This window comes from Sphingopyxis sp. YR583 (assembly GCF_900108295.1).
GTDB lineage: Bacteria > Pseudomonadota > Alphaproteobacteria > Sphingomonadales > Sphingomonadaceae > Sphingopyxis.
On sequence record NZ_FNWK01000001.1, the window covers coordinates 1,331,541 to 1,344,308 of the forward strand.

A 12,768-nucleotide genomic window follows, 5' to 3' on the forward strand; every position below is an offset into this window, starting at 1 on the left:
GCGGCTAACGGCCACGGCAAGCGACAGGTTCCCCGGCGACGGGGACTAAGAGGGAACGGGAAAACCCCGGCTGCCCCTGCAACTGTACGCGGCGAGCCATCGGCCACACGCCATTGGGACTTCGGTCCCGAGAAGGCGGCCGACCGGCGCTGACCCGCAAGCCAGGAGACCTGCCCGTCGCCGTCGTCTTTCGCGCGGACAGGGTGTGCCGGGCGGACGGGGGTGAACCCGCATGACGACAAAGCTGGCTGCGCGTGAGCGCGGGCGATGTCGTGCGTCCCCAAAGGGCGACCGCATCGACCGCGCGCATGGGCGGCCTTGTCGATGGGGTACCCAATGTTGAAATTTGCTTTCCGAAGTTCGATCTGCCTTGCCGCCTTCGCGGCCTCCTCCGCCGCGTCGGCCGAAGACGCGTCCACCGCGCATGCCGCCGACGGCGACAGCATCATCGTCACCGCGACACGCGCACCGCTGACGCTCGACGAGATACCCTCGTCGGTCGCGGTGCTCGATAAGGCGGCGATCGACCGCGCGCAGGATATCGGCGTCACCGAATTGCTGCTCCGCACACCGGGGATCAGCATCTCGCGCAACGGTGGTTACGGCACCTCGACCTCACTCCGCATCCGCGGCGCCGAATCCGACCATAGCGTCGTCGTTATCGACGGGGTGAAGCTCAACGATCCGTCGTCGACCGGCGGCGGCTTCAACTTCACCAACCTGCTCGCCGGCGATATTTCACGGATCGAGGTACTGCGCGGGCCGCAGTCGATCCTGTGGGGCAGCCAGGCGATCGGCGGCGTCGTGAATGTCGTCACCGCATCGCCCGAAAAGACCCTTGAGGGCAGCTTCGACCTTGAGGCCGGATCGCGTCAGACCGTGAGCGCGCGCGCTGCGGTCGGCGGACGCACCGGCCCCTTGAACTGGCGCATCGGCGGCCAGCGCTTCACCACCGACGGCATCTCATCACACGCCAAGGCGTTCGGCGGGGTTGAGCGCGACGGCTATCGCAACACCAATCTTTCGGGCCGCGCCGAACTGGCGCTCGCCGAGAATCTCAGCGCCGAGGTCCGTGGCTATTATTCGAGCGGCCGCGTCGAATTCGACGGCTTTAATGTCGACAGCAACGATTATGGGTTGAACAAGGAGTTCGTCGGCTATGCGGGGCTAAATGTCGACCTCGTCGACGGGCGCTTCCGCAACCGCGTCGCTTATGCCTATACCGACACCAACCGCGACAATTTCAACCCCGACCGCGCGCGCCCGCAAAGCTTCGAAGCCGACGGAAAGAACAAGCGCTGGGAATATCAGGGCAGCTTCGACGTCACCAATCGCATCACCGCGATCTTCGGGGTCGAGAATGAACGATCGGATTTCCGCAGCCGATCGCCGTCCGCATCGCTCGCCACGCCGCTCCCGGCATTTGCGCGCGGCAAGGCCGAACTGACCAGCGTTTACGGCCAGCTCAGCGTCGAGCCGCTGGACGGGCTGACGCTCAACGGCGGCGTGCGCTATGACGATCATGATGGTTATGGCGGGCAAACGCTGTTCGCCGCGGGCGGCGTGTGGCGCCTGTCGACCGGCACCGTGCTCCGCGCGAGCTATGGCGAAGGTTTCAAGGCGCCGTCGCTCTATCAGCAGTATAGCGAATATGGGAACCTCGCGCTGAATCCCGAGGAAGCGCATGGCTGGGAAGCCGGCATCGAACAGCAATTGTTCGACCGCAAGCTGGTGTTCGGCGCGGCCTGGTTCGAGCGCACGACGACGAACCAGATCATCTACAACAGCTGTTCGTCGACCACCACGAACCCGATGTGCTTTGTACCGGGCGACCCGACGACGCGGCGCTTCGGCTATTATTCGAACGTCGCGCGGAGCGAAGCCCACGGCGTCGAAGCCACCGCAGCGCTTTCCCTCGGCGGATTGAAGCTCGACGGAAATTATAGCTGGATCGTCGCCGAGGATCGGTCCGAAGGCACCGCCAATTTCGGCAAATGGCTGCCGCGCCGCCCGCGCAATACCGCCAATGCGTCGGCCAGCTATGCCTTCGGCTTCGGGCTCGAACTGGGTACCGCGGTGCGCTGGTCGGGCAAAAGCTATGACAATGCGAGCAATGCGCAGCGGCTCGACGATTATACCCTCGTCGACCTGCGCGCCGAATATGCGCTGTCGGATGCGGTGAAGCTGTTCGCGCGCGCCGAAAATATCTTCGATGAGCAATATATGACCGCCTTCCGCTATGGCTCGCTCGGCCGCAGCGTCTACGCCGGCATAAGGGGCCGCTTCTGATGGTCGCGCTCCGGACAAGCAGCGCATCGGCGCTGTGGGTGGGATTGCTCACCGCGGCGAGCAGCGTGACGACGCTCGCGCTCGGCTGTGCGACGCCCTTCCCTTCGCTCGCGGCGCTCGCGGCGGTGCATATGCGCCGCCGCGACGGCATCGCATTGATGGTGCTCGCATGGGCCGTCAGCCAGTTCGTCGGCTTCTTCCTGCTCGGCTATCCGCGCGACGGAAGCACACTGGCGTGGGGCGTCGGACTGGGCACAGCAGCCGTCGGATCCGCGCTCGCCAGCTATATGGCGCTGGGGGCGCTCCGCTACCGTGCGGTCGCGGCGCAGCTCGGCCTCGCTTATGCTGCGGGGTTCACCGCGTTCAAGGCTATCATCCTCTGCTGGGCGCTCGTCCTCGGCGGTTTGCACACCGCGATGGCGCCCGACCTGCTCGCCGAGCAGTTTGTGCGCAACGCGGCGATCCTGATCGGGCTTTATGCGCTCTATCGCGGGCTCGTCGCGATCGGCCTTCCGGTGCCTCCGAAAGCTGCGGAGGCCTGATGCTGACGCGCGTCGACCCGGGGCCCGCGGTGGTGGTATGCAACACATGCCGCCACAGCCGCGAGGCACAGGTCGACGCCGCTGGCGTGCGCGGCGGCGCGCGGCTCGTCGAGGCGATGCGGCGACTGAAGGAAGAGGGGCCGCGCTACGCCGGGATCGCGGTGCAGGAAATGGCGTGCCTCTTCGCTTGTCAGGATCATTGCACCGTCCACCTGCGCGCGCCGGACAAAGTGGGTTATGTACTCGGCCGCTTTCAGGGTGACGAGGAATCGGCGCGTGCGATCCTCGACTATGCGGTCCATTATGCCGCAAGCGAGCACGGCCGTGTCGCCTATTCGCTGTGGCCCGATGGCGTCAAAGGCCATTTCGTCACCCGCACTCCGCCCCCAGGATTTGTCGCCGAATGACCAGCTTTCCTTCCGTTCAGGTGTTTGAAGCCGCGCTCGCCGAGCTGCGCGAGCCCGACGCCGATGCCAAAGCCGACGCGCGGATCCGGCAGGGCGAACTGACCAAACCCGCCGGATCGCTCGGGCGGCTCGAGGATATGGCGATCTTTTTCGCAGGCTGGCAGGGCAAGGCGCGACCAGGGATTGGCCGCGCCCGCGCTGCTATCTTTGCGGGCAACCATGGCGTCACCGTCCATGGCGTCAGCGCCTTCCCGCCCAGCGTGACGGCACAGATGGTCGCAAATTTCGCAAGCGGCGGCGCCGCGATCAATGCCCTGTCCGACGCGGCAGGGCTTGAACTCACCGTCGTCGCGCTCGACCTCGACCGGCCAACCGCCGATTTCACCGCCGCCCCCGCGATGAGCACGCCCGAATGCCTCGACGCGCTCAACCAAGGCGCGGCCGTGGTCGACACCGACCTCGACCTCCTCATCCTCGGCGAAATGGGCATCGGCAATTCGACCGCCGCCGCTGCGCTGTGCGCGCGCAGCTTCGCCGGCGGCGTCGCGGGATGGGTCGGTCCCGGTACCGGTGTCGACGGCCACGGCGTCGCACGCAAGGCCGAGGTGATCGAACGCGCGCTCGCTTTTCATGCGGACGCGCCGCGTTCGGCGTTCGAGACGTTACGACGGGTCGGTGGGCGCGAGATCGTCGCGATCGCCGGCGCAATATTGCGCGCGCGCCAACTCGGCGTGCCGGTGCTGCTCGACGGTTTTATCTGCACCTCGGCGATCGCGCCGCTTGCGTCGGACAATCCCGCCATCGTCGGCCATTGCATCGCGGGCCATTGTTCGGCCGAACCGGGACACAAACGCCTGCTCGCATTGCTGGGGCTCGACCCACTCCTGTCGCTCGACATGCGGCTGGGCGAGGGCAGCGGCGCCGCGGTCGCGGCAAACATCGTCCGCAGCGCGCTCGCGGCGCATGATGGAATGGCGACCTTTGCCGAGGCGGCGGTTTCGGCATCGCTGTGACCGGCTTCGCGCTCCATCTGCTGCGCCACGGCGCGCCCGAAACACCGGGACTGCTGATGGGACGCACCGATGGCGTGCCGACAAGCGAGGGGATTGCCGCATGCGCCGCGCAAGCGAAAGGCCTTGGCATCGAGCGCCTGATCGCATCCGACCTTTGCCGCAGCCGCGCAGCGGGCGAAGCAATCAGTGAGGCGTCGGGCATATCGCTCGTCGTCGATCCGCGCTGGCGCGAACTCGACTTCGGCGAATGGGACGGCAAGGCAAGCAGCGCCATCGCCGCCGATGCGCTCAATCGCTTCTATGACGACCCCGACGCCAGCCCGCCGCCTGGCGGCGAACGCTGGCCGGCACTGGTGGCGCGTGTCTCGACCGCTATCGCCGACCTGCCCCCCGTCGCGACATTGATCGTCACCCATGGCGGCGCCATGCGCGCCGCGCTTCACACGCTGTGCGGTTTCGACCAGCGCCAGCTGTGGGCATTCGACCTTCCCTATGCTTCGCGCCTCTCCCTCCGTATCTGGCGGGGCGAACATCCAGGCGCGCAGATCGCGGGACTGTATCCATGAAGGGCCTGATCGTCGCGATCCAGTTTCTGACGAGGCTGCCGACGCCGCGCATCGCCGTGTCGAGTGACGAATTCGCGGCGTCGATGCGCTGGTTTCCCGCGGTCGGGCTGATCGTCGGCGCATTCGTTGCCGGCGCCGGTTGGGCGGGTGGACAGATCGACCCGTGGACGGGCGCCCTGTCCGCCCTCCTTATCTGGGTCGCGGTCACCGGCGCGCTGCACCTCGACGGGCTCGGCGATATCGCCGACGCAAGCGGCGCGGCGCACAAGGACCGCGAACGGTTGATCGCCGTGCTTGGCGATCCGCATGTCGGCAGTTTCGCGGTGGTCGCCATCGCACTGCAACTGATCGCCAAGCTGGTGCTCCTTCATGCCCTGCTCGACCGCCACGCTTTCGCCGCGATCGCGCTGATTCCTTTCGCCGCGCGGGTCGGCCCGCTCGTCTGGTCGCGCGCGCTGCCCGACCTGCACGCGGGGCTCGGGTCGCGCTTCCGCAATGCGGTGCGCCCGGTCGATTTCCTGATATGGAGTTTGGCCTTCATCGCTGCCGTGTGGATATCGCCCTCGCTATTGATCGCACCGCTGGCCTTCGTCCTCTGGGGCTGGTGGCTGCTGCGCAGGATCGGCGGCATTTCGGGCGATGGGCATGGCGCGGGGATCGAGATCGGCGAAAGCCTCCTCCTCGCCGCCGCGCTGCTGCTGGCGCACGCCACATGACCGGTGCATGGACCTGGCACGGCGGCGGCCTCGAAGCCGCCAAACGCCGCTTCGGCGGCGACGACTGGATCGACCTGTCGACCGGCATCAACCCGCACGCTTGGCCCACGGGCGCGATGGCGTTCGACTGGCAGCGCTTGCCCGACACGAACGCGCTGGCACGGCTCGAGGTCGTCGCGGCGAGCTATTTCGGCTTGGCCGCACAGCATGTCTGCGCGGTCCCGGGCACCGAAATCGGGCTGCGCCTGGTCGGGTCGCTGATCGGTGGCCCCGCGCAGCACATCGCCCCCAGTTATCGCACCCATGGCGATATGATCCACGACACTTCGGCCATTGAAGCCTCGGCTGCGCAAAATTCGACCGGTAACCTGATCCTCGCCAACCCCAATAACCCAGACGGGCGCACCGTGGGCGCCGAACGGGTTCGGACGTTGCTCGACGGCCGGGATGGCTGGCTCCTCGTCGACGAAGCCTTCGCCGACGTCGACCCGGCGCATAGCGTCGCACCTTCGATCGACGACGCACGGCGACTGATCGTCTTTCGTTCGTTCGGAAAATTCTTCGGCCTTGCCGGCCTCCGGCTCGGCTTCGTGCTCGCACCGCAAGCCATTGTCGCGGCGCTGCGCGAACGGCTCGGCGCATGGCCGCTGTCGGCGGCGGCAATCGCGATCGGCACCGCGGCCTATGCCGATGCCGACTGGATCGCGGCCACGCGGCAGCGCCTGCCCGAGGAAGCGGCAGCACTTGACGCGGTGCTGGTACGGAGCGGATTCCAGCCCATCGGCGCCTGCCCGCTCTTTCGCCTGATCGAGACGGGCGACGCGCACGCACTGTTCGAACGGCTCGCGGCGCGCGCAATCCTGGCCCGCCCCTTCGCAGACCAACCGCACTGGCTGCGCATCGGTCTCCCCGCCGACGCCAACGCGCTCGCCCGGCTCGAAGCGGCGCTGACCGATGGCTGAGCCGGTCGCGCTAACCGCGCTTGCGCTCGACGCCGCGTTCGGCTGGCCGCGCGCGCTCTATCGCTGCATCGGCCACCCGGTCGGGCTGTTCGCGCATATCATCGATGGATGTGAGGCGCACTGGAACCGCCCCGAAAGCAGCTTTACGAGGCGGCGGATGCTCGGCGCGCTGACGCTGGCCCTGCTGCTGCTGGTCACCGCCGGCATCGGCTGGACGGCACAGCAAGGACTGCTTCGCATCTTTGGCGGCTGGGGCTGGATCGGCGTCGCGATCCTCACCTGGCCCGCACTCGCGCAGCGCAGCCTGTTCGACCATGTCCGCGCGGTCGGCGAGCGGATCGACGCGGGCGACCTTGCCGGCGCGCGCGATGCCGTCGGCATGATCGTCGGCCGCGACACCGCAGCGCTCGACGAAAGCGGCATTGCCCGCGCCGCTATCGAAAGCCTCGCCGAAAGCTTTTGCGACGGCGTGGCGGCGCCGCTCTTCTGGCTGCTGCTGCTCGGCCTGCCCGGCATATGGGCGTATAAGGCGGCGAACACCGCCGACAGCCTGATCGGCCACCGCGAGGAACGCTGGCGCGCCTTCGGCTGGGCGGCGGCGCGGTTCGACGATCTTACGAACTGGATTCCGGCGCGGCTGTCGGGATTGCTTCTGTGCCTCGCGGGCGGCGGCGGATGGCGCATAATGAAGCGCGACGCCCGCAAACATGCCTCGCCCAACGCCGGCTGGCCCGAAGCGGCGATGGCGGGCGCACTGGGGCTTCGGCTCGCGGGGCCGATCGCCTATGACGGCGTCATGCACGACAAACCATGGATCGGCGACGGAGCAGAGGGCGCGGGCGGCGAAGAGATCGATCGCGCGCTCGCCATCTATCTGCGCGCCTGCCTGTTCCTCTGGCTGATCGCAGGGGGTGCATTATGGCTGCGCTGATGCTGCAGGGCACCGGGTCCGACGTCGGCAAGTCGGTGCTCGTCGCTGCGCTGTGCCGCGCCCTGACCAACCGCGGCCTCACCGTCCGGCCATTCAAGCCGCAGAATATGTCGAACAATGCCGCGGTCACCGCCGACGGCGGGGAGATGGGCCGCGCGCAGGCGCTTCAGGCGATTGCGTGCCGCGCCGAACCGCACAGCGACATGAATCCGGTGCTGCTGAAACCGCAAGCCGACCGCACCTCGCAACTGATCGTCCACGGGCGCGTCCGCGGGACGCTGGGCAGCGGCAATTTCCGCGAAGCGCGCGGCGCGCTGATGACCGAAGTGCTGGAAAGCTATGAGCGGCTGCAGAGTCAGTGCGATATCGTGATCGTCGAGGGTGCAGGGTCGCCCGCCGAGATCAATTTGCGCCAGGGCGACATCGCGAACATGGGCTTCGCGCGCGCCGCCGACGTGCCCGTCATACTGATCGGCGATATCGATCGCGGCGGGGTGATCGCGTCGATCGTCGGGACACGCATGGTGATCGAGCCCGAAGACGCGGCAATGATCCGCGGCTTCCTGATCAACAAGTTCCGCGGCGACCCCGCGCTATTCGATGATGGGTATCGCGAGATCGAGCGGCGAAGCGGCTGGGCGGCCCTTGGCGTCATCCCCTGGCTGAGCGCGGCCGCGCGACTGCCGAGCGAGGATGCGGTGATCCTCGAACGCCCAGCCGACCCGCGCGAAGGCCGCAAGCTGATCGCCTGCCCGATCCTGCCGCGCATCTCGAATTTCGACGATCTCGATCCACTGAAGCTCGAGCCGGGGGTCGAGATCGTCATGGTCCCGCCGGGCCGGCCGATTCCAGCGGAGACAGCCGTCATCATACTGCCCGGATCGAAGGCGACGATCGCCGACCTCGCCGCGCTGCGGGCCGAGGGGTGGGACATCGACATCATGGCGCACCATCGCCGTGGCCGCCTGATCGTCGGGCTGTGCGGCGGATATCAGATGCTCGGCCATCGCATCGCCGACCCCTTGGGGATCGAGGGCGCTGCGGGAGACGTCGAAGGGCTCGGCCTGCTCGATGTCGAAACGACCCTTTCTCCCGCGAAGAGGTTGCGCCATGTGGACGGAACGGCGCTGGGGGCGCCGGTCGCAGGCTATGAAATGCACATGGGGGAAACGCGCGGACCCGGCACCGAAAGGCCCTTTGCCTTTCTCGAAGGCGCTGCCCGCGACGGCGCGATCAATGCCGAAGGCAATGTGATCGGCTCCTATCTCCACGGCGTTTTCACCTCACCCGAACTGCGTCGGGCGCTACTCTCTCGAATCGGCGTCGCGGGTGGTGGGCGTGACTATGCGACCGACGTCGATGCCGCGCTCGACGACATTGCGGCCGAGTTTGCGGCACACGCCGATATCGATGCCATGCTGCGGATCGCGGGAGTCGGCGCATGAGCCGGTCGTCGCTGTTCGTTCTCGGCGGCGCGCGGTCGGGCAAGAGTCGTTATGGACAGGGGCGCGCCGAAGCTGCGGGCAACGGTCTCATCTTTGTCGCGACCGCCGAAGCCTTTGACGAGGAGATGCGCGAGCGAATCGCGCGCCACCGGGCCGACCGCGATGCGCGATGGACCACCGTCGAAGCACCGCGCGACCTCCCCGCGGCAATCGATGCGCTGAATGAGAAGGACGCGATCGTCCTCGTCGATTGCCTGACGCTCTGGGTCTCGAATCTGCTGCTCGCCGATGCCGACATCGCGCTCGCCAGCCGCCTATTATGTCAAACAATCAGCCGCTTCGAAGGAACGCTGATCCTTGTCGCCAACGAAGTCGGCCTTGGTATCGTGCCCGACAATGCGCTCGCGCGCGCATTCCGCGACGCAGCGGGACAACTCAACCAGTTAGTCGCGGCGACGGCGGACGAAGTGGTATTGCTCACCGCCGGACTGCCCCTGACACTCAAGCCACGCGGGGGTTAAAGCGCCAATTTCCCCAAATGTGCTGAATCGTGCGTTTACTATCGTCATGAAGCATATCCTCACGCCGCCACGTCAAATCGGGCCGCATGAGAAAGCATGCCCATCTTGTCGTTGGCGAGTCGCGGTGGTTTCCTGTTTCCGCCGTCCTTGCCGCTGCTGCGCTGACACCGTCGGCCGCCCACGCCTCATCGAAGCTGTTGAACGACAAGTCGTTGGCGGACAGCAAGGCGGCGTGTCCTGTCGCCGCGAGCTTTGCGCCGGCCGCGCGGGCGGACATCTCACGCGCCATATTGGGCGGCGCACCGAGCGCGCTCGACCGCATCCGCGCCGACCAGCAGGCCATTGCGGCGCCCGCGGTCACCCCGGCATCGCCGATCACGGCCGGATTGGACGCTTTCCCCGTTCGCCATACGCTCGAACCCGCAAGCCGAACCCCGATCTCCTTTGCGCCTGCACCAAGCTGCGGGACGCCGTCGAGTTTCGCGCCGCTGACCGAAACCGCCGAATATGACCCAAGCGCCGAGCTTGGCACCCGCGCGATCCCGGTCAAGCGCACACGCTTCGACGATCGCTGGGATCATGTGCGCCGCGCGGCGCCCGCCGGACTGATGCAGAGCAAGCTGCGCAGCGCGAACGCCTCGTCGGGACTGGCAGAGCAGGATCTGCTCGCGCGCGTCAACCAGTGGGTCAATCGCGAGATCGCCTATGTGAACGACGACCGCAATTACCGTCAGCGTGATTTCTGGGCGACCGCCGAACAGACGCTCGGGCGCGGCAAGGGCGATTGCGAGGATTTCGCGATCCTGAAGATGCAGATGCTGCGCGCCGCCGGAATCGATGCCGACCGGATGAAGCTGGTGCTGCTCCGCGATCTTGCCGCAAACGCCGATCATGCCTTTCTGCTCGTCCAGACCGATGCCGGAAAGGTCGTGCTCGATAATGTGACCGACCGGCTATACGACGGCAGCCAGTCCAATTCGGTGCGCCCGGTGCTGTCGTTCAGCGAGAACCGACGCTGGGTCCACGCCTATCGCGGCACCCAGTCATCGCCAAATCTCACCGCAATTCCGGCGTCGCAAAAATCCTATACGCTGGCGCTCAACAATCAGCGTTCGGTGAGCGCCGATCCGCTGACCTTCAAGACCGGCTTCAGCAAGTAACTCAGCACCGATTTCTTGCCGGTCACGATTTCGACATCGCATAGCATGCCCGGGGTGATCGGCAGCCGCCGCCCGTTCGAGGTAAGATAGCTGTTCGTCGTTTCGACAACGACGGTGAAATAGGCCTGCCGCTCGACCTCGTCATAGATGCTGTCGGCCGACACGCGCACGACCTTGCCCTTGAGCCCACCATAGATCGAGAAATCATAGGCGGTGACCTTGACGTTCGCAGGGTCGCCGACCTTGATGAAGGCGATATCGCGGGGCGTAACGCGCGTTTCGATCAGCAATTTATCGCCGAGCGGCACGATCTGCATGATCTTTTCGCCCGCATTCACATTGTCGGTGACGACGACGGTGAAGGGATCGGTCAGATTGTTGTTCGCATTGGTGTTGTCGGTCAGCGTGTAGCTGTAACCGATATTGCCGGGCGTCAGGCTGGTGATCGTCAGCTGGCCGAGCGGCGTCGTGATGACCTGACCAACCGCCGTGATGGCGGTGCCGTTGATCGTCAGCGTGTCGAGCCCGTCGCCAGCGTCATAGACGATCGAGCCGGTCGTGGTTTCGCTGTTCGCGGCGCTGTTGCTGCCGGCAGGCTCGTTGCCGCGCGCCGGCAGGCCCGCTTCGTTGACGCTTGCGGTCGCGGCGGCGACCCCCGCCGGCTGGTCGGGGGTGACGATGACGATCGTCGGTTCTTCATCGGGAACGTCGGGCAGCAGCTCGCGTTCTTCGGGCTGCGGAAAGGCAAGCTGCGTGTAGGGCAGCAGGTCGCCCAGCGCATAGGCATCCTGGATCGGGCCTTCGGGGTCGGCGAAATTGCCGCCCGAGCTGCGGACGCCGGCTTCGGGGTTCAATTCGCCGAGATTTTCCAGCAGCTGTGCGACCGTGCTCGCCGGCACGGTATCGCCATCGACGACGATTGCCGGAACATCGACCGCGCCGCCGGGAATGATGAATACCTGTCCGTTCGGCAGCGTGATGACAAGGTCGGTGCCCGATATGGTGATGTCGTCGATCGACGCACCCGCGGGCAACACGATCCGGCCGCTGGCATCGGGAACGAGGATCGCCTGGATCGCCAGCGGCATGGCCGTGGCGGCGGCGGTGACATTCGCTGCGGCGGTCAGAAACTCGCCGCCCGCGACGGCCCGGTTCGACGGCTCGCTCGATGCGCTGTCGCGCTCGGGACCGGTCATTCCATTCCGCGCCGGATTGTCGAAAGCATCCATGTCAATTTCCCTCGAACGCACCTCGCCCTGCCGCAAAAGCGGCACAGCAAAATTGTCACCAATGTCAGTGCGACCCACTGTCCGAGCGACTCGGACCTTCCCCACCCATTAGGAAGCATGGATTCTCGAGACTCCGCAAGCGCGTTAACACATTTTTAGCAATGGCTAATTTGTGCCGAACGGCTGCACATCGAGGTCCAGCTGAAAAAATGAAATACGATGCTTATTCAATGCTATAAAATTGAGCAGAGAAGCTGATCATGGGGTGAGGCAATTCAAGACGCGTCCCAATTCGAACCATAACTTAACGCGGCTCGTCGCAAACATTTGCCGCACATCGTGGCCGATTGGCCCGATTCTTTGCGCCCTGCCAACTTAGCGAAACGCAGCGGGGCACGAGTAAGACGCCCCGCTTGCACCACTGAAAATCGCTTGGGAAAAAATGCAATATTAAAGGTTCTGCGCGATGACTGTTCGCTTGAGGAGGTGTTGGTGAGATCCTTGCTGGCCCATATCGCGGCTCCGGTCGAAACGCCCGATCGTCGGCGGACCGAGCGGCGGACGCTTCGGCTCGATGTCGCCGCGCGTTCCGCGACCGACGAGGCGGCCGTGGTCATCCGCAACCTGTCGCGAACCGGTCTGCTGATCGAGACCGACGCCGCCTTTTCCATCGGTGAGACATTCCTGCTGGTCCTGCCCGAACTGGGTGCCGCGCCAGCGCGCGTCGTCCGCAACGACGGCCGGCTCTTTGGCTGCGAGTTTCTGACGCCCGTCCCGGCGAGCGCGATCAGCGCAGCCCTGCTCCGAGCACCGCATGACGGCGAAGCGGACGATGTCGCCGAGGGCATGCCGGCGGGCGACACCGAGGGACTCTATGCGCGGCGGCCAAGTGCGATCCTGCTTACCGCGTTGACGGCTCTGTTTACCGGCGTGGTCCTTCTTTTCATCTTTGCGTTAGTCTCGCTGAACTTCGCCGACTGAGCCCCG

At 66.0% G+C, this 12,768-nt stretch carries 13 protein-coding genes and 1 riboswitch; of the genes, 12 read left to right on the forward strand and 1 reads right to left on the reverse strand.

Annotated features, from left to right (window positions below; genetic code table 11):
* Window positions 1-8: 8 nt before the first annotated feature.
* A riboswitch (cobalamin riboswitch) is annotated at window positions 9-193 on the forward strand.
* Window positions 194-336: 143 nt separating this feature from the next.
* The 11 genes from BLW56_RS06190 to BLW56_RS06240 all read left to right on the forward strand — a co-directional run bounded on the left by BLW56_RS06190 (window position 337) and on the right by BLW56_RS06240 (window position 10,552).
* A complete protein-coding gene (locus BLW56_RS06190) occupies window positions 337-2,289 on the forward strand; it encodes a TonB-dependent receptor plug domain-containing protein (RefSeq protein ID WP_093509723.1) in 1,953 nt (650 codons plus the stop codon).
* Complete coding sequence (locus tag BLW56_RS06195; RefSeq protein ID WP_093509724.1) at window positions 2,289-2,831, forward strand: hypothetical protein; 543 nt, start codon at window positions 2,289-2,291, stop codon at window positions 2,829-2,831. The genes BLW56_RS06190 and BLW56_RS06195 overlap by 1 nt, the downstream gene beginning before the upstream one ends.
* Entirely contained in the window at window positions 2,831-3,238 is a 408-nt protein-coding gene (locus tag BLW56_RS06200; protein ID WP_093509725.1) for a DUF1636 domain-containing protein, read from the forward strand. The genes BLW56_RS06195 and BLW56_RS06200 overlap by 1 nt, the downstream gene beginning before the upstream one ends.
* The gene (gene cobT, locus BLW56_RS06205) at window positions 3,235-4,251 is read left to right on the forward strand and encodes a nicotinate-nucleotide--dimethylbenzimidazole phosphoribosyltransferase (protein ID WP_093509726.1); all 1,017 of its coding nucleotides are present in this window, start codon (window positions 3,235-3,237) and stop codon (window positions 4,249-4,251) included. Before BLW56_RS06200 ends, cobT begins: the two co-directional genes overlap by 4 nt.
* Window positions 4,248-4,817 carry a histidine phosphatase family protein gene (locus tag BLW56_RS06210; RefSeq protein ID WP_093509727.1) on the forward strand — a complete coding sequence of 190 codons (570 nt, stop codon included), beginning with the start codon at window positions 4,248-4,250 and terminating at the stop codon, window positions 4,815-4,817. Before cobT ends, BLW56_RS06210 begins: the two co-directional genes overlap by 4 nt.
* The gene (locus BLW56_RS06215; protein WP_093509728.1) at window positions 4,814-5,533 is read left to right on the forward strand and encodes an adenosylcobinamide-GDP ribazoletransferase; all 720 of its coding nucleotides are present in this window, start codon (window positions 4,814-4,816) and stop codon (window positions 5,531-5,533) included. Before BLW56_RS06210 ends, BLW56_RS06215 begins: the two co-directional genes overlap by 4 nt.
* Window positions 5,530-6,495: an aminotransferase class I/II-fold pyridoxal phosphate-dependent enzyme gene (locus tag BLW56_RS06220; protein ID WP_093509729.1), complete on the forward strand. Its 966-nt coding sequence runs from the start codon at window positions 5,530-5,532 to the stop codon at window positions 6,493-6,495. Before BLW56_RS06215 ends, BLW56_RS06220 begins: the two co-directional genes overlap by 4 nt.
* Window positions 6,488-7,426 carry an adenosylcobinamide-phosphate synthase CbiB gene (gene cbiB / locus BLW56_RS06225; RefSeq protein ID WP_093509730.1) on the forward strand — a complete coding sequence of 313 codons (939 nt, stop codon included), beginning with the start codon at window positions 6,488-6,490 and terminating at the stop codon, window positions 7,424-7,426. The genes BLW56_RS06220 and cbiB overlap by 8 nt, the downstream gene beginning before the upstream one ends.
* Window positions 7,414-8,871: a cobyric acid synthase gene (locus BLW56_RS06230; protein ID WP_093509731.1), complete on the forward strand. Its 1,458-nt coding sequence runs from the start codon at window positions 7,414-7,416 to the stop codon at window positions 8,869-8,871. Before cbiB ends, BLW56_RS06230 begins: the two co-directional genes overlap by 13 nt.
* Window positions 8,868-9,392 (forward strand): bifunctional adenosylcobinamide kinase/adenosylcobinamide-phosphate guanylyltransferase, encoded by a 525-nt coding sequence (gene cobU, locus BLW56_RS06235; RefSeq protein WP_093509732.1) that lies wholly within the window; start codon window positions 8,868-8,870, stop codon window positions 9,390-9,392. The genes BLW56_RS06230 and cobU overlap by 4 nt, the downstream gene beginning before the upstream one ends.
* Window positions 9,393-9,478: 86 nt before the next feature.
* Window positions 9,479-10,552, forward strand: a complete 1,074-nt coding sequence (locus BLW56_RS06240; RefSeq protein WP_093509733.1) for a transglutaminase-like cysteine peptidase — start codon at window positions 9,479-9,481, stop codon at window positions 10,550-10,552.
* Here BLW56_RS06240 and BLW56_RS20830 read toward each other — a convergent pair.
* Window positions 10,498-11,781, reverse strand: coding sequence for an HlyD family efflux transporter periplasmic adaptor subunit (locus tag BLW56_RS20830; protein ID WP_256203321.1), 1,284 nt, complete (start codon window positions 11,779-11,781; stop codon window positions 10,498-10,500). The two genes, BLW56_RS06240 and BLW56_RS20830, sit on opposite strands and share 55 nt — an antisense overlap.
* 492 nt (window positions 11,782-12,273) lie before the next feature.
* Here BLW56_RS20830 and BLW56_RS06250 point away from each other — a divergent pair, with 492 nt between their 5' ends.
* Entirely contained in the window at window positions 12,274-12,762 is a 489-nt protein-coding gene (locus BLW56_RS06250) for a PilZ domain-containing protein (RefSeq protein ID WP_177175850.1), read from the forward strand.
* Window positions 12,763-12,768 lie beyond the last annotated feature (6 nt).